General features: G+C 67.7%; 17 protein-coding genes. 8 read left to right on the plus strand and 9 right to left on the minus strand.

What is annotated here, in order from left to right; all coding sequences use genetic code 11:
• The first annotated feature begins 69 nt into the window (after window positions 1-69).
• Window positions 70-1,032 carry a thioredoxin-disulfide reductase gene (trxB, locus tag LGI35_RS23190; protein WP_227296051.1) on the plus strand — a complete coding sequence of 321 codons (963 nt, stop codon included), beginning with the start codon at window positions 70-72 and terminating at the stop codon, window positions 1,030-1,032.
• 49 nt (window positions 1,033-1,081) lie between these two features.
• A complete protein-coding gene (gene trxA, locus LGI35_RS23195) occupies window positions 1,082-1,414 on the plus strand; it encodes a thioredoxin (protein WP_100597220.1) in 333 nt (110 codons plus the stop codon).
• A gap of 110 nt (window positions 1,415-1,524) precedes the next feature.
• Here trxA and LGI35_RS23200 read toward each other — a convergent pair whose 3' ends face one another.
• From LGI35_RS23200 to rpmH, 9 genes are all read right to left on the minus strand, one after another.
• Complete coding sequence (locus tag LGI35_RS23200) at window positions 1,525-2,142, minus strand: GNAT family N-acetyltransferase (protein ID WP_227296054.1); 618 nt, start codon at window positions 2,140-2,142, stop codon at window positions 1,525-1,527.
• A gap of 321 nt (window positions 2,143-2,463) precedes the next feature.
• Window positions 2,464-3,567, minus strand: a complete 1,104-nt coding sequence (locus LGI35_RS23205) for a ParB/RepB/Spo0J family partition protein (RefSeq protein ID WP_227296055.1) — start codon at window positions 3,565-3,567, stop codon at window positions 2,464-2,466.
• Window positions 3,564-4,640 carry an AAA family ATPase gene (locus LGI35_RS23210; RefSeq protein WP_100597223.1) on the minus strand — a complete coding sequence of 359 codons (1,077 nt, stop codon included), beginning with the start codon at window positions 4,638-4,640 and terminating at the stop codon, window positions 3,564-3,566. The genes LGI35_RS23205 and LGI35_RS23210 overlap by 4 nt, the downstream gene beginning before the upstream one ends.
• A 479-nt stretch (window positions 4,641-5,119) precedes the next feature.
• Window positions 5,120-5,836: a 16S rRNA (guanine(527)-N(7))-methyltransferase RsmG gene (gene rsmG, locus LGI35_RS23215; RefSeq protein WP_116512079.1), complete on the minus strand. Its 717-nt coding sequence runs from the start codon at window positions 5,834-5,836 to the stop codon at window positions 5,120-5,122.
• A 106-nt stretch (window positions 5,837-5,942) separates the two neighbouring features.
• Window positions 5,943-6,455, minus strand: a complete 513-nt coding sequence (locus tag LGI35_RS23220; RefSeq protein ID WP_227296057.1) for a Jag family protein — start codon at window positions 6,453-6,455, stop codon at window positions 5,943-5,945.
• A gap of 15 nt (window positions 6,456-6,470) precedes the next feature.
• Complete coding sequence (gene yidC, locus LGI35_RS23225; RefSeq protein WP_227296059.1) at window positions 6,471-7,760, minus strand: membrane protein insertase YidC; 1,290 nt, start codon at window positions 7,758-7,760, stop codon at window positions 6,471-6,473.
• 3 nt (window positions 7,761-7,763) lie between these two features.
• On the minus strand, window positions 7,764-8,123 hold the full coding sequence (gene yidD / locus LGI35_RS23230; protein ID WP_100597227.1) for a membrane protein insertion efficiency factor YidD: 360 nt from the start codon (window positions 8,121-8,123) through the stop codon (window positions 7,764-7,766).
• Entirely contained in the window at window positions 8,120-8,491 is a 372-nt protein-coding gene (rnpA, locus tag LGI35_RS23235; protein WP_116512076.1) for a ribonuclease P protein component, read from the minus strand. Before rnpA ends, yidD begins: the two co-directional genes overlap by 4 nt.
• Before the next feature lie 18 nt (window positions 8,492-8,509).
• Window positions 8,510-8,647, minus strand: coding sequence for a 50S ribosomal protein L34 (rpmH, locus tag LGI35_RS23240; protein WP_006381191.1), 138 nt, complete (start codon window positions 8,645-8,647; stop codon window positions 8,510-8,512).
• Window positions 8,648-9,022: 375 nt separating this feature from the next.
• Between rpmH and dnaA the strand changes: the two genes are divergently transcribed.
• From dnaA to gyrB, 6 genes are all read left to right on the plus strand, one after another.
• Window positions 9,023-11,062, plus strand: a complete 2,040-nt coding sequence (gene dnaA, locus LGI35_RS23245; RefSeq protein ID WP_227296061.1) for a chromosomal replication initiator protein DnaA — start codon at window positions 9,023-9,025, stop codon at window positions 11,060-11,062.
• Between the two features lie 890 nt (window positions 11,063-11,952).
• Window positions 11,953-13,083: a DNA polymerase III subunit beta gene (gene dnaN / locus LGI35_RS23250; protein WP_116512073.1), complete on the plus strand. Its 1,131-nt coding sequence runs from the start codon at window positions 11,953-11,955 to the stop codon at window positions 13,081-13,083.
• 177 nt (window positions 13,084-13,260) lie between these two features.
• Window positions 13,261-14,136: a phosphogluconate dehydrogenase (NAD(+)-dependent, decarboxylating) gene (gene gnd / locus LGI35_RS23255; protein ID WP_227296064.1), complete on the plus strand. Its 876-nt coding sequence runs from the start codon at window positions 13,261-13,263 to the stop codon at window positions 14,134-14,136.
• 103 nt (window positions 14,137-14,239) lie between these two features.
• Complete coding sequence (gene recF / locus LGI35_RS23260) at window positions 14,240-15,364, plus strand: DNA replication/repair protein RecF (RefSeq protein ID WP_227296065.1); 1,125 nt, start codon at window positions 14,240-14,242, stop codon at window positions 15,362-15,364.
• Window positions 15,361-15,903 (plus strand): DciA family protein, encoded by a 543-nt coding sequence (locus LGI35_RS23265; RefSeq protein ID WP_116512070.1) that lies wholly within the window; start codon window positions 15,361-15,363, stop codon window positions 15,901-15,903. Before recF ends, LGI35_RS23265 begins: the two co-directional genes overlap by 4 nt.
• Window positions 15,904-16,176: 273 nt before the next feature.
• Window positions 16,177-18,273: a DNA topoisomerase (ATP-hydrolyzing) subunit B gene (gyrB, locus tag LGI35_RS23270; protein ID WP_279348632.1), complete on the plus strand. Its 2,097-nt coding sequence runs from the start codon at window positions 16,177-16,179 to the stop codon at window positions 18,271-18,273.
• The last annotated feature ends 31 nt before the right edge of the window (window positions 18,274-18,304 follow it).

The following is an 18,304-nucleotide window of genomic DNA, read 5'->3' on the forward strand; positions in this document are numbered from 1 at the left end:
GGGGTGAGAGTCCGGAGACGGACTCCCCCGGCAGTACGCAGCAGTCCCGCAGAGACGAGGAATCAAGCCGTGAGCGACGTCCGTAACGTGATCATCATCGGCTCCGGGCCCGCCGGCTACACGGCAGCCCTGTACACCGCGCGCGCGTCGCTGAAGCCGCTGGTGTTCGAGGGCGCTGTCACCGCGGGCGGTGCCCTGATGAACACCACCGAGGTGGAGAACTTCCCCGGCTTCCAGGACGGCATCATGGGCCCCGAGCTCATGGACAACATGCGCGCCCAGGCCGAGCGCTTCGGCGCCGAGCTGGTCCCGGACGACGTCATCTCCGTCGACCTGACGGGCGAGATCAAGACCGTCACCGACACGGCGGGCACCGTGTACCGCGCGAAGACCGTCATCGTCACGACCGGCTCCCAGCACCGCAAGCTCGGCCTGCCGAACGAGGACGCGCTCTCCGGTCGTGGCGTCTCCTGGTGCGCGACGTGCGACGGCTTCTTCTTCAAGGACCAGGACATCGCCGTGATCGGTGGCGGTGACACCGCGATGGAGGAGGCGACCTTCCTCTCCCGGTTCGCCAAGTCCGTGACGATCGTGCACCGCCGTGACACCCTGCGCGCCTCCAAGGCCATGCAGGATCGCGCCTTCGCCGACCCGAAGATCAAGTTCGCCTGGGACAGCGAGATCGCCGAGGTCCACGGCGACCAGAAGCTCTCGCACCTGACGCTGCGCAACGTCAAGACGGGTGAGACCTCCGAGCTCCCGGTCACCGGCCTGTTCATCGCGATCGGCCACGACCCGCGCACCGAGCTCTTCAAGGGCCAGCTCGAGCTGGACGACGAGGGCTACCTGAAGGTCGAGGCCCCCTCGACGCGGACGAACCTGACCGGTGTCTTCGGTGCCGGTGACGTCGTCGACCACACCTACCGTCAGGCGATCACCGCGGCTGGCACCGGCTGCTCCGCCGCCCTGGACGCCGAGCGCTTCCTCGCCTCTCTCACCGACAGCGAGTCCGCCGCGGCCGCCACCGTCTGAGAACTCACACCCGCCCCACCGCATCACCAAAGTAGCTAAGGAGCCCGCCGTGGCCGGCAACCTCAAGAACGTGACCGACGCTTCCTTCGACGAGGACGTCCTCAAGAGCGACAAGCCCGTACTGGTGGACTTCTGGGCCGCCTGGTGCGGACCGTGCCGCCAGATCGCGCCGTCCCTCGAGGCGATCGCCGCCGAGTACGGCGACAAGATCGAGGTCGTCAAGCTCAACATCGACGAGAACCCGGCCATCGCCGCGAAGTACGGCGTCATGTCGATCCCGACCCTGAACGTCTACCAGGGCGGCGAGGTCGCCAAGACCATCGTCGGCGCCAAGCCGAAGGCCGCCATCGTGCGCGACCTCGAGGACTTCATCGCCAACTGATCGGCGATGCGGCTCCACGGCGGAGCGGCGATGTTTCACGTGAAACACGAACGGGCCAACCCAACTGGGTTGGCCCGTTTGCGTGACCGCCTCAACGGATGGATCGGGACTCACAGGGGGCGGAGCGCCGGTTCCTTCTGCACTGCTCCGAGGAGCCGGTCAAGGGCGAGCTCGACGTCCTCCTTCCACGAGAGCGTCGTACGCAGCTCAAGGCGGAGGCGCGGATAGGAGGGGTGAGGCCGCACGGTCTTGAAGCCAACGGCCAGCAGATGGTCCGCGGGGAGCATGCAGGCCGGTTCCTTCCACTGCGCATCGCCGAACGCCTCGATCGCCTTGAATCCCCTCCGCAGCAGATCCTTGGCGACGGTCTGCACCATCACCCGGCCGAGCCCTTGGCCCTGATAGCCGGGCATGATCCACGCCGTCATCAGCTGCACGGCGTCGGGGGAGACCGGACTCGTGGGAAAGGCAGTGGAGCGGGGGACATACGCCGGCGGCGCGTAGAGCACGAAGCCGACCGGGACATCGTCCACGTAGACGACCCGGCCGCAGGAACCCCATTCCAGGAGGACAGCCGAAATCCAGCCCTCCTTCTCCAGCTCCGGAGTGCCTGCCTTCAGCGCGGCTTGGCCGCTGACCGGATCCAGCTCCCAGAAGACACACGACCGGCAACGGTTGGGAAGGTCCGGAAGGTTGTCCAGTGTGAGCGGTACGAGCCGACGCCCCATGAAGGCAGTTCCTCACTTCCTTCGCCCGCCGCGTCACGGGCGGCTGTCAGAGCGCTCCGTTCCTTGAGCAGGCTGCCGACGAAACCGCCGACCGCGCCCAGCCCGAGACCCGCGGTCATCAGCCCGGCACGACTGACCGATTGCATGACCCGCCTCCCGTGTGAGGTGACTTTGAGGGGTGCGCTCTTCCCTGTCGCATCGTATCCACGAAGCGATTCCATCGATACCGACAGAAAGCAAAGAGCAGGCCGTGTTCCGGTACACACCGGACACGGCCTGCTCTCGTGAGACTTGCGTCGAACGGGGCGAACCCCAGTTCTCCTATCCCTCGTTCTCCTGGTCCTCGTCCTCCGTCGCTGCATGCTGGAGGACGGGTCCCTCACCCGGAGCGAGCTGACCGAGGATGCGCTCCAGATCGTCCATCGAGGCGAACTCGACGACGATCTTGCCCTTCTTCTGCCCGAGGTCGACCTTCACCCGCGTCTCGAACCGGTCGGACAGGCGCGTGGCGAGCTCGCTGAGCGCCGGCGAGAGACGAGTCCCGGCCCTCGGCCCCTTGGCGCGCGCCGTGCTCGTCGGACGTGAGCCCATCAGGGTCACGATCTCCTCGACGGCCCGCACCGAGAGCCCCTCGGCAACGATCCGGTGAGCGAGACGGTCCTGCTCCTCCGAGTCCTCCACGGAGAGCAGGGCACGCGCATGGCCGGCCGACAGCACGCCCGCGGCCACCCGGCGCTGAACAGCGGGAGAGAGCTTCAGGAGCCGCAGCGTGTTGGATACCTGCGGCCGCGAACGCCCGATCCGGTCGGCCAGCTGGTCGTGCGTGCAGTTGAAGTCCTTCAGCAACTGGTCGTAGGCGGCGGCCTCTTCCAGCGGGTTCAGCTGAGCGCGGTGCAGGTTCTCCAGGAGCGCGTCGAGGAGAAGCTTCTCGTCGTCCGTAGCCCGGACGATCGCGGGAATGCGCTCCAGACCGGCCTCGCGGCAGGCACGCCAGCGACGCTCACCCATGATGAGCTCGAAGCGCGACGAGCTCAGCTGCCGTACGACGACGGGCTGGAGAAGCCCGACTTCCTTGATCGAGGTGACGAGCTCGCCGAGGGCGTCCTCGTCGAACACCTCGCGCGGCTGACGCGGGTTGGGCGTGATGGCGTCAATCGGAAGCTCGGCGAAGTACGCTCCCGCCGGCGCTTCCGGAGCGTCCACCGACCCGCCGAACAAGTCCTCTGTCTCATGTGAAGCCTGGGGCTGCGGAAGCGAGGCGACCTTCGCTGCCGCCACTCCGCGCTCCGCCGTCAGGACAGGCCCGGCGGAAGGCGAGCCGGAGGCACCGCCCATCGGGCTGCCCGGTGCCGTCTTGTCAGGGGTGGGGGCTGCTGGAATCAGTGCGCCGAGGCCACGGCCCAGTCCCCTCCGTCGCTCGCTCACTGGATACCCTCCACCGTGCTGTGCTGGTCAAGTTGAGTGCCCGTATGGGCGTGCTGAGCGTCGTAGCGGATACCGACCCCGCGCAGCGCCATCTCCCGCGCCGCCTCGAGATAGGAGAGAGCGCCGCTCGACCCCGGATCGTAGGTGAGCACCGTCTGCCCATAGCTAGGGGCCTCGGAAATGCGCACGGAGCGCGGAATGCTCGTCCGCAGGACCTCTTCGCCGAAGTGGCTCCGAACCTCGTCGGCGACCTGGGACGCCAGCCGGGTGCGGCCGTCGTACATCGTGAGCAGGATCGTCGACACGTGCAGATCAGGGTTCAGATGCCCGCGCACCAGATCCACGTTGCGCAGGAGCTGACCCAGGCCCTCCAGCGCGTAGTACTCGCACTGGATCGGGATCAGTACCTCGGCGCCGGCGACCAGGGCGTTGACCGTCAGCAGGCCGAGCGACGGAGGGCAGTCGATGAGGATGTAGTCCAAGGGCTGCTCATACGCCTGGATCGCGCGCTGCAGCCTGCTCTCGCGTGCCACCAGCGAGACCAGCTCGATCTCCGCACCGGCGAGATCGATGGTGGCGGGGGCGCAGAAAAGGCCCTCCACATCGACCACGGGCTGTACGACTTCGGAGAGCGGCTTGCTCTCGACCAACACGTCGTAGATCGAAGGGACTTCGGCGTGGTGGTCGATACCCAGAGCCGTGGAGGCGTTGCCCTGCGGATCCAGGTCGATCACCAGCACGCGGGCACCGTGCAGCGCCAGCGAGGCGGCAAGGTTGACCGTTGTCGTGGTCTTGCCGACCCCGCCCTTCTGGTTGGCAACCACCATGACGCGGGTCTGCTCAGGTCGCGGCAGGCCCTCGCCTGCGCGACCAAGGGCTTCTACCGCCAGCTGGGCAGCACGACCGATAGGGGTGTCGTCCATCGGAGGCGGTGTTTCACGTGAAACATCCTCCCCCACCGACTCGGTACGGGGACCGGGGACCGGATCGGTCATCGGTCCCGCGATGTTGGCGTCGGACCGCAAGGATTCACTCTCCTCGACTTCAGGCTCGCAATGAACAGAGCCTCCCATGCTTTCGGGGTCGTGAACCAGCGAGGCCCTGTCTTCTGTGGAGGAAACGGCCTCTGTGGACAACTCCGTGCCCGATTCGAGGGATCCGAGAGGCCTACGGTCGCGGGGTGCAGCCGCGGCGCGACCGCGACTGATGATGCCATGCAGCAGTGAGCGACGTTTCACGTGAAACACGATGCACCGCAGCCCGGTCGGCACCCGTGCGACACCCCGACATACATACGTTTGGCAGGTTTCACGGGGCACGGGCCACCGTCAGGACGGATCAGCGACAACCCGCCGACGCCCTCGGCGCCATGCAGTACGCGAGCTGCCGACACCAGACGCTGTAGAACCACGAGACAAGCGTCACCTCAAAATCGATCGCAGCTCAGATAAAAGCAATGGCCGCTCAGGTCCCGAGGACCCGAGCGGCCATCACCGCGAGAAACGCACTGTCGCCTAGAACACAGCAGACGCCTCGAAGAGAAGGAGCAACATCAGCGTCGACGCCGGACCCGCCCGACGCGAGCCGCCTTGGCGCGCTTCGCGGCGAAGCGCACACCGCCGGGGCTCTCCCCGACCTCGACACGCACCACGGTCGAGAGCGGATCCACCACGCCCTCGCCGACGTGAAGCACCGAAGTGGCCACCGCGCCGAGCTTGCTCAGGGCAGCCCCCGCGCTCTTGACCTCTTCCTCGGCGGTGTCGCCCTTGAGGGCCAGCATCTCGCCGTACGGCCGCAGCAGAGGGACGCCCCACGCCGCGAGACGGTCCAGCGGAGCGACAGCGCGCGCCGTCACCACGTGGACGGGAGTCAGCTTGCCGAGGACCTCTTCGGCGCGGCCTCGGACCACGGTCACATGGTCGAGGCCGAGGAGCTCGACGACCTCGGTGAGGAAGGTCGTGCGCCGCAGCAGCGGCTCCAGGAGCGTGATCTTCAGGTCGGGCCGTACCAGGGCCAGCGGGATACCGGGCAGGCCGGCACCGGAGCCCACGTCGCACACGGTGACGCCCTCCGGTACGACCTCGGACAGCACGGCGCAGTTCAGGATGTGCCGCTCCCACAGCCGGGGAACTTCCCGGGGACCGATGAGACCACGCTGCACCCCCGCGTCGGCCAGCAGCTCCGCGTATCGGACCGCGTCCGTGTAGCGCTCGCCGAATACCGCTCGGGCCTGTTCAGGAGCCGGGGGAAGCTCTGCTGCCTCCGTCACGTGGACCGTCCTTCCGTACCGCGCTACCGCGTTGGGTGGCTGACTATCAGGCTGACAAAGATCGGCCCCGCCTGCGAACAGACGGGGCCGTAGAGCAACGTACCGCTCAGGCAGGGAGCACGACGACGAAGCGCTGCGGCTCCTCGCCCTCGGACTCGCTGCGCAGGCCGGCGGCCTTGACCGCGTCGTGGACGACCTTGCGCTCGAAGGGCGTCATCGGGTCGAGCTTGACCGGCTCGCCGTTGCTCTTCACCTCGGCCGCGGTCTTGGCGCCCAGCTCGGAGAGCTCCGCACGCTTCTTCGCCCGGTAACCGGCGATGTCCAGCATGAGGCGGCTGCGGTCCCCGGTCTCCCGGTGGACCGCCAGGCGGGTCAGCTCCTGGAGGGCCTCGAGGACCTCACCGTCACGGCCGACCAGCTTCTGCAGGTCGCGGGTGGACGCGTCGCTGACGATCGAGACGGCGGCGCGGTCGGCCTCGACGTCCATGTCGATGTCGCCGTCGAGGTCGGCGATGTCGAGCAGACCCTCGAGGTAGTCCGCCGCAATCTCGCCTTCCTGCTCGAGGCGAGTCAGGGTGTCGCTGCCCTCAGGAGCGGCGGAGGTGGTGCCTTCCGTCACGGGATGGACTCCTTCTTACTTCTTGGACGGGGACTTGGGCCGCTGCGGGCCCTTGCGCTGTCCGGACTTGGCTTTGCTGCGGGCAGGGGTGCCGGAAGCGGGCTTGCCACCGGCCGGCTTGGCCTCGGGCTTGGCGTCTCCCGCCTCGTCCTTCTTCTCGAGGGACGTGGGCTCTGGCGCGTCGGACTCGTCCTTGGCCGCGCCCTGGGCGGTGCCGTGCTGGCGCTGCGACTTGGACTGGCGCTTGGGCTGCTGCCGCTTCGGCGCACCGCCCGTCGTCTGAGTCCCGTCCTCGTCCTCGGTCAGGGTGCCGGCCGTGCTCTTGATGACCGTTCCGTCGGCCTGGGCGGCGAGGTTCACCTTGGTCAGGCCGTTGATGAACTTGCGCTCGAACTCGTTGCGCTCGCGCCCCTTGGCGACGATCGCCTTGACGACGGCGCGCTCGCGGCGGTTACGCGTCTTCTCGGAGTGCGAGACGTGCTTGAGCAGGCGCTCCAGGAACGCGGCCTGCGCCTTGCTGCCCGGGGTCGGGTTCTGGCGGATGACGTACATCTGCTGGCCCATGGTCCACACGTTGGTGGTCAGCCAGTAGACGAGAACACCGACCGGGAAGTTGATGCCGAAGACGGCGAACATGACCGGGAAGACGTACATCAGCATCTTCTGCTGCTGCATGAACGGCGTCTTGACCGTCATGTCGACGTTCTTCGTCATCAGCTGGCGCTGCGTGTAGAACTGCGACGCCGACATCAGGACGATCATGATCGCGGTGACGACGCGGACGTCGGTCAGCGAGGCACCGAGCGAGGCGACCTTGTCGGCACTGTCGGTGAACTTGGCCGCGAGCGGAGCGCCGAAGATGTGCGCCTTACGCGCGCTCGCGAGCAGATCGTCGTTGATGACGCCGATCGTGGTGCCCGTCGCGATGCCGTTGAGCACGTGGTACAGGGCGAAGAAGAACGGCGACTGCGCCAGGATGGGAAGGCACGAGGAGAGCGGGTTGGTACCCGTCTCCTTGTACAGCTTCATCATCTCTTCGGACTGGCGCTGCTTGTCGTTCTTGTAGCGCTCCTGGATCTTCTTCATCTCGGGCTGCAGCGTCTGCATCGCCCGAGTGGCCTTGATCTGCTTCACAAAGAGCGGGATCAGGCAGATACGGATCAGGATCACCAGGGACACGATGGACAGGCCCCAGGCCCAGCCCGTGTCAGGGCCGAAGATCGCCCCGTACAACGAGTGGAACTGGACGATGACCCAAGAAACTGGTGTCGTGATGAAGCTGAAAAAACCGGCAATCGTGTCCACTAATCAGGCTCCTTGAGCATGGGACGGGGTCTCGGCGGCGGGGCTCGAGGGGCTGGTGTGGCCACACTCTGAAGGCGCGCCGGCGGCGGAAGGCCCGCCCTTGCGTTCGCGCCAGGCGTTACGCAGCATTTCGTGCCACCGCGGACGCTTGCGCGGCGGAACGTGGTCGACACCGCCGAGCGACCACGGGTTGCACCGGAGGATGCGCCAGGCGGTGAGAGCTGTTCCCTTGATCGCACCGTGACGGTCGATCGCTGTGAAGCCGTAGTGGGAACACGACGGGTAGTACTTGCACACAGGCCCCAGCAGAGGGCTGATGGTCCACTGGTAGAGCTTGATCAAGGCAAGCAGCGGGTATTTCATCGCGCGCCCCCTCCCAGCAGCCGCTGAAGGGCGGCATCCAGGTCTCGGGCCAGCTGTGCATGGTCGGCGTCACCCGCGCCGGGCAACGCACGTACGACTACCAGGCTACCGGGGGACAACAGTGCGAGTCGGTCGCGCATGAGGTGGCGAAGCCTGCGCTTCACCGCGTTACGTACGACAGCTCCACCGACTGCCTTGCTCACGACGAAACCCGCACGCGTCGGGGGAACGCTCTCCCCAGGCGCGTGCGGGTCCGTTGCACCGCTACGTAGATGGACGACGAGGAGCGGGCGACCAGCCCGGCGTCCTCGGCGTACCGCGGTCGCGAAGTCTTCGCGCCGCCTCAGCCGATTCTCGGTAGGCAGCACGTCATGACCTGTACGCGATCAGGCGGACAGGCTTGCGCGACCCTTGCCACGGCGGTTCGCGAGAATCGCGCGGCCGGCACGGGTGCGCATCCGCAGGCGGAAGCCGTGGGTCTTGGCGCGACGACGGTTGTTCGGCTGGAAGGTGCGCTTGCTCACTCGGGGGCTCCAGAAATGATCGTGTAGTGGCGGGACATCGCCTGGCTGTCACCGTGCGCCCACGAGAAGCTCGCGTATACGCACCGAGTGCACCGCTTCACAATCACAGATCGTGATCTTTGCCCATCGGAGGCAGGCGGCAGCAGCCATCGACAACTCGACCTGGTCACGGTACGCGCGGCTACGCCATCCGGTCAAACCGGCATCGGGTGAGGGACACTGTGCACAGCCTGTGGACAACAACTTGAACCGCACCGCTTGCCCTGACTACCGTGGCTGAACTCCGATTCGTTCCCTTCTCACCGCCCCACCCCGATTTTCTTCCGACCCGTCCCAGAACCACACCTTCGTGGGACCTGCGAGAGAGCGTGCCCTGTGGCTGACGTACCTGCCGATCTTGCCGCAGTGTGGCCACGAGTTCTGGAGCAGCTCCTCGGGGAGGGCCGTGGGCAGGGCGTTGAGACGAAGGACGAGCACTGGATCCGGCGCTGCCAGCCTCTCGCGCTGGTCGCCGACACCGCGCTGCTCGCCGTGCCGAACGAGTTCGCGAAGGGCGTACTCGAGGGTCGGCTCGCGCCGGTCGTGGCCGAAACGCTGAGCCGCGAGTGCGGCCGCCCGATCCGGATCGCGATCACGGTCGACGACTCCGTCGGGGAACAGCCCGCCCCGCCCGCACCCCCCGTACAGCAGCACCGCTACGAAGAGTCCGAGCTGCCGTCGCCCCAGGGCCAGAGCCAGCCCCAGAACCAGCCCCATGAGCCGTACGACCCGTACGGTCGCCGCGCGGACGACCATGGGCAGGGCCCCCGCGGTGATCAGCCCCAGGGCCCCCGCGCCGACCAGCTCCCGACCGCCCGCCCCGCGTACCCGGACTACCAGCGTCCGGAGCCGGGCGCCTGGCCGCGATCGCAGGACGAGTACAGCTGGCAGCAGCCGCGGCTCGGCTTCCCGGAGCGCGACCCGTACGCGAACCCGCCCCAGCAGCCGCAGCACGACTACCGGCAGCAGGAACGCTCCCCGTACGAGCAGCAGAACGAGCGCTCTCCTTATGAGCAGCAGCAGGAACGCTCTCCTTATGAGCAGCAGGAGCGGTCGCCCTACGACCAGCAGTCGGACCGGACGGGATACGACCAGCAGTCGGACCGCAACGGTTACGACCAGCAGGTCGAACGCTCCGGATACGAGCAGCAGTCCGAGCGGTCGTCGTACGAGCAGATGTCCGACCGTCAGGGGCGGCACGGCCGGCACGAGCGCCGTGACCTCAACGAAGGTCCCATGGGCGGCCGCCCCGGGCAGGACGGCGGGCGCACCCGCGGTGTCCCCAGTGGTGCCCCCGGACCGCTCGCCGCGCAGCCCGCGCCCGCGACGGGTCCCGGCGAGCCGACGGCGCGACTGAACCCGAAGTACCTCTTCGACACCTTCGTCATCGGTGCCTCGAACCGTTTCGCCCACGCTGCCGCGGTCGCCGTGGCAGAGGCGCCGGCGAAGGCGTACAACCCCCTCTTCATCTATGGGGAGTCGGGGCTCGGCAAGACCCACCTGCTGCACGCGATCGGGCACTACGCGCGCAGCCTGTACCCGGGCACGCGTGTGCGTTACGTGAGCTCGGAGGAGTTCACGAACGAGTTCATCAACTCGATCCGCGACGGCAAGGGCGACAGCTTCCGCAAGCGGTACCGCGAGATGGACATCCTTCTTGTCGACGACATCCAGTTCCTCGCGGACAAGGAGTCGACGCAGGAGGAGTTCTTCCACACCTTCAACACGCTCCACAACGCGAACAAGCAGATCGTGCTCTCCAGTGACCGGCCGCCCAAGCAGCTGGTGACCCTGGAGGACCGGCTGCGCAACCGCTTCGAGTGGGGTCTGATCACCGACGTCCAGCCGCCCGAGCTGGAGACCCGAATCGCCATCCTTCGTAAGAAGGCGGTGCAGGAGCAGCTGAACGCTCCGCCGGAGGTCCTCGAGTTCATCGCGTCCCGCATCTCGCGCAACATCCGCGAGCTGGAGGGGGCGCTGATCCGGGTCACGGCGTTCGCGTCGCTGAACCGGCAGCCGGTGGACCTCGGTCTGACGGAGATCGTCCTCAAGGACCTGATCCCCGGCGGCGAGGACTCGGCCCCCGAGATCACGGCGACGGCGATCATGGCGGCGACGGCCGACTACTTCGGCCTGACGGTGGAGGACCTGTGCGGATCGTCGCGCAGCCGCGTCCTGGTGACGGCACGCCAGATCGCGATGTACCTGTGCCGTGAGCTCACCGACCTGTCCCTGCCGAAGATCGGTGCGCAGTTCGGCGGCCGCGACCACACGACCGTCATGCACGCGGACCGCAAGATCCGCGCGCTGATGGCCGAGCGACGGTCCATCTACAACCAGGTCACCGAGCTCACCAACCGCATCAAGAACGGCTGACAGCAGCCTTCAGACCTCTCTGTACGCCGTCGAAGGGCGCCCCGGGACACCTCCTGGGGCGCCCTTCTTTGTTGCGGCAGACGGCGTGACCGGACTCGGTGTTCGATTCCTGTCCTCGGTTACGGGTGTTCTCCACAGATGTGCGGACTTTCTTGCGTCCACACCCTGGGGACTGCCAAGTTGTCCAGACTGTGTCCACAGGGCCCCACGCTGAATGACCATCAGACCAGGTCAGACGGCTGTGGATTCGTGGACAAAAGATCTCCACAGGCTGTGGACAAGATCTTCCTCCACAGGGTGTGGGTTTCGTTGTCCACCGTCGACCCACAGGTCAGCGGCCCTTGTGCACAGCTGCAGGCGCCTTCTCCACACGGCTGTCCACTGTTCGGCAACGCAACGTGCAAAATCACCGTGCCGAGTGAAAGGCGTCACATCAAGGGGTGTGGTTGGGCTGTGGGGAACCGGGGTAAAGCTGGGGACAGCCCTGGGGAGAAGTCGCCCCGGCCTGTGTATCGGGTGTGCAGAACTTTTCCCCGTCCACAGAGAACCCCGGTTGTCCACCGCTCGCGCCCACAGGCCCGGTGGACAAAAAACCGACTCTGACCTGCGAAAAGGCAGTTATCCACGGTTTCCACAGCCCCTACTACTACTCCCAACTAGAGAGAGCTGGGAATCAGGATTGAAGTGGGGGCTGTGCACAACTCGAGGTCCGGTGCTCGACAGCGGGTCGGCACGACTTGACCCCGAGCGGCAACGACTGTCAGCGCCGTACGTCAGACTGTTCCCCGGTGTCCTTCCCATGTGGCGGCTGAGCGACACCGAGTCACACGACGACGACCGAAGACCAACGCAGGGCGAGAGCAGCCAGCAACAGCAGGAGGCGGCTTACGGTGAAGATCCGGGTGGAACGCGACGTACTCGCGGAGGCAGTGGCCTGGGCGGCGCGCAGCCTCCCGGCCCGACCGCCTGCGCCGGTCCTCGCGGGCCTTCTCCTGAAGGCCGAGGAGGGCGCACTGAGCCTGTCGAGCTTCGACTACGAGGTCTCGGCGCGGGTCTCGGTCGACGCGGAGATCGACGAGGAGGGCACCGTCCTCGTCTCGGGCCGGCTCCTGGCGGACATCTGCCGTGCCCTGCCGAACCGTCCGGTGGAGATTTCCACAGACGGTGTACGAGCGACCGTGGTCTGCGGCTCCTCGCGATTCACACTCCACACCCTGCCTGTGGAGGAGTACCCGGCACTGCCGCAGATGCCGACCGCGACGGGCACCGTCCCCGGTGAGGTCTTCGCCTCCGCCGCGGCCCAGGTCGCCATCGCCGCCGGCCGTGACGACACCCTGCCGGTGCTCACGGGTGTGCGCATCGAGATCGAGGGCGACACGGTCACCCTCGCCTCCACCGACCGCTACCGCTTCGCGGTCCGCGAGTTCCTGTGGAAGCCGGAGGACCCCGAGGCGTCCGCGGTCGCCCTGGTGCCCGCCAAGACGCTCCTGGACACCGCCAAGGCGCTCACGAGCGGTGACACGGTCACCCTGGCCCTGTCGGGCTCCGGCGCCGGTGAGGGTCTCATCGGCTTCGAGGGCGCGGGCCGCCGTACGACGACGCGTCTGCTCGAGGGCGACCTGCCGAAGTACCGCACCCTGTTCCCGACGGAGTTCAACTCCGTGGCCGTGATCGAGACCGCCCCCTTCGTGGAGGCCGTCAAGCGTGTGGCCCTCGTCGCCGAGCGGAACACCCCGGTGCGGCTCAGCTTCGAGCAGGGCGTGCTGATCCTGGAGGCCGGCTCCAGCGACGACGCACAGGCTGTGGAAAGGGTCGACGCCCAGCTGGACGGCGACGACATCTCGATCGCCTTCAACCCGACGTTCCTCCTGGACGGTCTGAGCGCGATCGACTCCCCGGTCGCCCAGCTCTCCTTCACGACCTCCACGAAGCCGGCGCTGCTCAGCGGCAGGCCCGCCGTGGACGCCGAGGCGGACGACGCGTACAAGTACCTGATCATGCCGGTGCGGCTGTCGGGCTGACGCTCCACAGGGCATGGCCGCCGGGCGTTCGCCTGAGCGGCCATGCCCACAGGTGGGCGTGAGCTCCCCCTCTGCCCGAAAGGCGTGGGTGGTACCCCCAGGTTTAGGCTCGGAACACAGGTGCGGGAGTGCCTCACGCACCACCTCACGCCCCGTCGCAACTTAAGGAACCACCTGATGGAGCTCGGTCTCGTCGGTCTCGGCAAGATGGGCGGCAACATGCGCGAGCGCATCCGCCGCGCAGGCCACACCGTCATCGGATACGACCGCAATCCGGACCTCGCGGACGTCCACAGCCTCGGAGAGCTTGTGGGCAAGCTCAAGGCCCCGCGTGTGGTGTGGGTGATGGTCCCCGCCGGCGGCGCGACCCAGGCCACCGTCGACGAGCTCGCCGAACTCCTCGAGCCGGGCGACGTCGTCGTGGACGGCGGCAACTCGCGCTGGACCGACGACGAGAAGCACGCCGTCGAGCTGGGCATCAAGGGCATCGGCTTCGTCGACTGCGGCGTCTCCGGGGGTGTCTGGGGTCTGGAGAACGGCTACGCCCTGATGTACGGCGGCACCAAGGAGCACGTCGCCAAGGTCCAGCCGATCTTCGACGCCCTCAAGCCGGAGGGCGAGTTCGGCGCCGTACACGCGGGCAAGGTCGGCGCGGGCCACTTCGCGAAGATGGTCCACAACGGCATCGAGTACGCCATGATGCAGGCCTACGCCGAGGGCTGGGAGCTCCTGGAGAAGGTCGACTCCGTCACCGATGTGCGGGAGGTCTTCCGCTCCTGGCAGGAGGGCACGGTCATCCGTTCCTGGCTGCTCGACCTGGCGGTCAACGCTCTGGACGACGACGAGCACCTGGAGAAGCTGCGCGGCTTCGCCGCCGACTCCGGTGAGGGCCGCTGGACGGTCGAGGCGGCCATCGACAACGCGGTGCCGCTGCCCGCGATCACCGCGTCCCTGTTCGCGCGCTTCGCCTCGCGCCAGGACGACTCGCCGCAGATGAAGATGATCGCCGCGCTGCGCAATCAGTTCGGCGGCCACGCAGTCGAGAAGAAGTAGCGCACAAAGCGAACCCACGAAGCGAACGCACAACGCATCGCGAAGCTCCACGAAGAAACAGTCCACACCCGCTCCACACCTTGGGGGAGGTCGGCGAACGACCATGCACGTGACGCATCTGTCGCTGGCCGACTTCCGCTCGTACGCCCGGGTCGAGGTCCCTCTCGATCCGGGCGTCACCGCGTTCGTGGGCCCGAACGGGCAGGGCAAGACCAACCTCGTCGAGGCCGTCGGCTATCTCGCCACCCTCGGCAGTCACCGGGTCTCCTCGGACGCGCCGCTGGTCCGCATGGGCGCCGAGCGCGCCGTCATACGGGCCGCGGTCCGGCAGGGCGAGCGCCAGCAGCTCATCGAGCTCGAACTCAACCCGGGCAAGGCGAACCGCGCCAGGATCAACCGGTCCTCGCAGGTCAGACCCCGTGACGTGCTCGGCATCGTGCGCACGGTCCTGTTCGCGCCGGAGGACCTCGCGCTCGTCAAGGGCGACCCCGGCGAGCGCCGCCGCTTCCTCGACGAGCTGATCACGGCCCGCTCCCCGCGCATGGCCGGTGTCCGGTCCGACTACGACCGCGTACTCAAGCAGCGCAACACGCTCCTCAAGTCGGCCGCGCTCGCCCGCAGGCACGGCGGACGGTCCATGGACCTGTCGACCCTCGACGTGTGGGACCAACACCTCGCGCGCGTGGGCGCCGAGCTGCTCGCGCAGCGATTCGACCTGATCGCCACGCTCCAGCCGCTCGCCGACAAGGCGTACGAACAGCTGGCGCCCGGCGGCGGGCCGCTCGCCCTCGAATACAAGCCGTCCTCGCCCGAAATCGACGGCCACGCGCGCGAAGAGCTCTACGAGCAGCTGATGGCCGCCCTCGAAGCGGCCCGCAAACAGGAGATCGAGCGGGGCGTCACCCTCGTCGGACCGCACCGCGACGACCTGGTCCTCAAGCTCGGCCAGCTGCCGGCGAAGGGGTACGCCAGCCATGGCGAGTCCTGGTCGTACGCGCTGGCGCTGCGCCTGGCCTCGTACGACCTGCTGCGGGCCGAGGGGAACGAGCCGGTGCTCGTGCTCGACGACGTCTTCGCGGAGCTCGACGCGCGACGCAGGGAGCGCCTCGCCGAGCTGGTCGCCCCCGGCGAGCAGGTCCTGGTGACGGCCGCGGTGGACGACGACGTGCCGGGCATCCTGGCGGGCACGCGGTACGCGGTGTCCGACGGCACGGTGGAGCGGATATGAGCGAGAACACATCCGGCGACGTCCCGCCGAAGGCCCCCGAGCCGTCCGGCGTCGACCTCGCGCGCGTGGCCCTGCGCGCCGCGAAGGAACAGGCACGCGCGCGTGGAGTGGCCGACCAGCAGAAGAAGCAGGCCCGGCGCGGTGGCGGACTGAGGTCCGGGGCGCGTGCCGACGGCCGCGACCCGGTCGCGTTCGGCGCGGCGATCAACCGGCTGATCACCGAGCGTGGCTGGGAGGCGCCGGCCGCCGTCGGCGGTGTCATGGGCCGCTGGCCGGAGATCGTGGGCGAGGACCTCGCCAAGCACTCCGAGCCCCTGAAGTACGACGAGGACGAGCGCGTCCTGACCGTCCAGTGCGACTCGACGGCCTGGGCGATGCAGCTGCGGTACCTGGCTCCGACGCTGGTGGCGCGGCTCAACGAGGACCTCGGGCACGGCACCGTACGGCTCCTGAAGATCCTTGGGCCCAACGGTCCCGCCCGCCGCTTCGGCCCCCTGCGCGCCCCCGGAAGCAAGGGCCCCGGCGACACCTACGGGTGAGTCCGCAGAGCCGCCGGCCGGGCGTTGACACCCGGTTGACGCCCGGAAGCGCTGAGTGCCGCTGTGAGCCTCTTGGAGCCCCGGGACGCATATGGGGAGTCGGCAGAGGCCGGTTCAGGGCGGCACATGCGGACTCAGGTACCCGCAAACCCCCATCACTGTCAGCGCTACCGGTAGACTGAGAGTTAATCCCGCCCCACTTGTGGGACGCACCGAGCAACGCTGACTATCGCTGAACGACGCAGCCGCTCCGGCCACCGCCGGGCTTGGCTTGTGCTGTGCCAGAAAGGGCGCTTCGTGGCCGATTCCGGCAACCCCAACGAGAACATCCCGTCCACTGCCGCCGACGCCGTCGGCGAGGCCCCCGCGGAGGCGACTCAGTCCTCCGGCGAGGTGACCTCGGCCTACGACGCGAGCGCCATCACAGTCCTCGAGGGTCTGGACGCGGTCCGCAAGCGGCCCGGCATGTACATCGGCTCGACCGGTGAGCGCGGCCTTCACCACCTGGTGCAGGAGGTCGTCGACAACTCGGTCGACGAGGCGCTGGCCGGCCACGCGGACACGATCGACGTGACGATCCTGCACGACGGCGGTGTGCGCGTCGTGGACAACGGCCGCGGCATCCCGGTGGGCATCGTCCCGTCCGAGGGCAAGCCCGCCCTCGAGGTCGTGCTGACCGTGCTGCACGCGGGCGGCAAGTTCGGCGGCGGCGGCTACGCGGTCTCCGGCGGTCTGCACGGCGTGGGCGTCTCCGTCGTCAACGCGCTGTCCATGAAGGTCGCCGTCGAGGTCAAGACCGACGGCCACCGCTGGACCCAGGACTACAAGCTGGGCGTCCCCACGGCTCCGCTCGCGCAGCACGAGGCCACGGACGAGCACGGCACCTCGGTCACCTTCTGGGCCGACCCGGACATCTTCGAGACCACCGAGTACTCCTTCGAGACGCTGTCGCGACGCTTCCAGGAGATGGCGTTCCTCAACAAGGGTTTGAGGATCACACTCACCGACGAGCGTGAGTCGGCGAAGGCCGTCGCCGGTGCGGACGAGGCGGGCGCCGACGAGAAGCCCGAGGTCAAGGCCGTCGAGTACCACTACGAGGGCGGCATCGTCGACTTCGTGAAGTACCTCAACTCCCGCAAGGGAGACGTGGTGCACCCCTCCGTCATCGACCTGGAGGCCGAGGACAAGGACAAGCTCCTGTCCCTCGAGGTCGCGATGCAGTGGAACAGCAGCTACGCCGAGGGCGTGTACTCCTTCGCCAACATCATCCACACGCACGAGGGCGGTACCCACGAAGAGGGCTTCCGCGCCGCGCTGACCTCGCTGATCAACAAGTACGCGCGCGACAAGAAGCTGCTTCGCGAGAAGGACGACAACCTCACGGGTGACGACATCCGCGAGGGTCTGACGGCGATCATCTCGGTGAAGCTGAGCGAGCCGCAGTTCGAGGGCCAGACCAAGACCAAGCTGGGCAACACCGAGGTGAAGACCTTCGTCCAGAAGGTGGTCTACGAGCACCTGAACGACTGGCTGGACCGCAACCCCGTCGAGGCCGCGGACATCATCCGCAAGGGCATCCAGGCGGCCACCGCGCGCGTGGCGGCCCGCAAGGCCCGCGACCTCACGCGTCGCAAGGGCCTGCTGGAGACGGCGTCGCTGCCAGGCAAGCTCTCCGACTGCCAGTCGAACGATCCCACCAAGTGCGAGATCTTCATCGTCGAGGGTGACTCCGCCGGCGGCTCGGCCAAGTCCGGACGCAACCCGCAGTACCAGGCCATCCTGCCCATCCGAGGCAAGATCCTTAACGTCGAGAAGGCGCGGATCGACAAGATCCTGCAGAACCAGGAGATCCAGGCGCTGATCTCCGCCTTCGGCACCGGAGTCCACGAGGACTTCGACATCGAGAAGCTCCGCTATCACAAGATCATCCTGATGGCGGACGCCGACGTGGACGGCCAGCACATCAACACCCTGCTGCTGACCTTCCTGTTCCGCTTCATGCGCCCCCTCGTCGAGGCCGGCTACGTGTACCTGTCGCGCCCGCCGCTCTACAAGATCAAGTGGGGTCGTGAGGACTTCGAGTACGCGTACTCGGACCGCGAGCGCGACGCCCTGACCGAGCTCGGCCGCCAGCAGGGCAAGCGGATCCGCGAGGACTCGATCCAGCGCTTCAAGGGTCTCGGCGAGATGAACGCCGAGGAGCTGCGCATCACCACGATGGACATCGAGCACCGTGTGCTCGGCAAGGTCACCCTCGACGACGCCGCCCAGGCGGACGACCTGTTCTCCGTCCTGATGGGCGAGGACGTCGAGGCGCGCCGCTCGTTCATCCAGCGCAACGCCAAGGACGTCCGCTTCCTCGACATCTGAGTCGGTCTCAGCTGACCGCGTCAGAAAGGAT

Source organism: Streptomyces longhuiensis, from assembly GCF_020616555.1.
GTDB classification, from domain to species: Bacteria; Actinomycetota; Actinomycetes; order Streptomycetales; family Streptomycetaceae; genus Streptomyces; species Streptomyces longhuiensis.

Coding starts and splice junctions, on each gene's coding strand:
- yidD (WP_100597227.1), bottom strand. CDS start 8,123: ATGAAATACCCGCTGCTTGCCTTGATCAAGCTCTACCAGTGGACCATC.
- LGI35_RS23265 (WP_116512070.1), top strand. CDS start 15,361: ATGAGCGAGAACACATCCGGCGACGTCCCGCCGAAGGCCCCCGAGCCG.
- gnd (WP_227296064.1), top strand. CDS start 13,261: ATGGAGCTCGGTCTCGTCGGTCTCGGCAAGATGGGCGGCAACATGCGC.
- recF (WP_227296065.1), top strand. CDS start 14,240: ATGCACGTGACGCATCTGTCGCTGGCCGACTTCCGCTCGTACGCCCGG.
- LGI35_RS23200 (WP_227296054.1), bottom strand. CDS start 2,142: ATGGGGCGTCGGCTCGTACCGCTCACACTGGACAACCTTCCGGACCTT.
- LGI35_RS23210 (WP_100597223.1), bottom strand. CDS start 4,640: ATGGGAGGCTCTGTTCATTGCGAGCCTGAAGTCGAGGAGAGTGAATCC.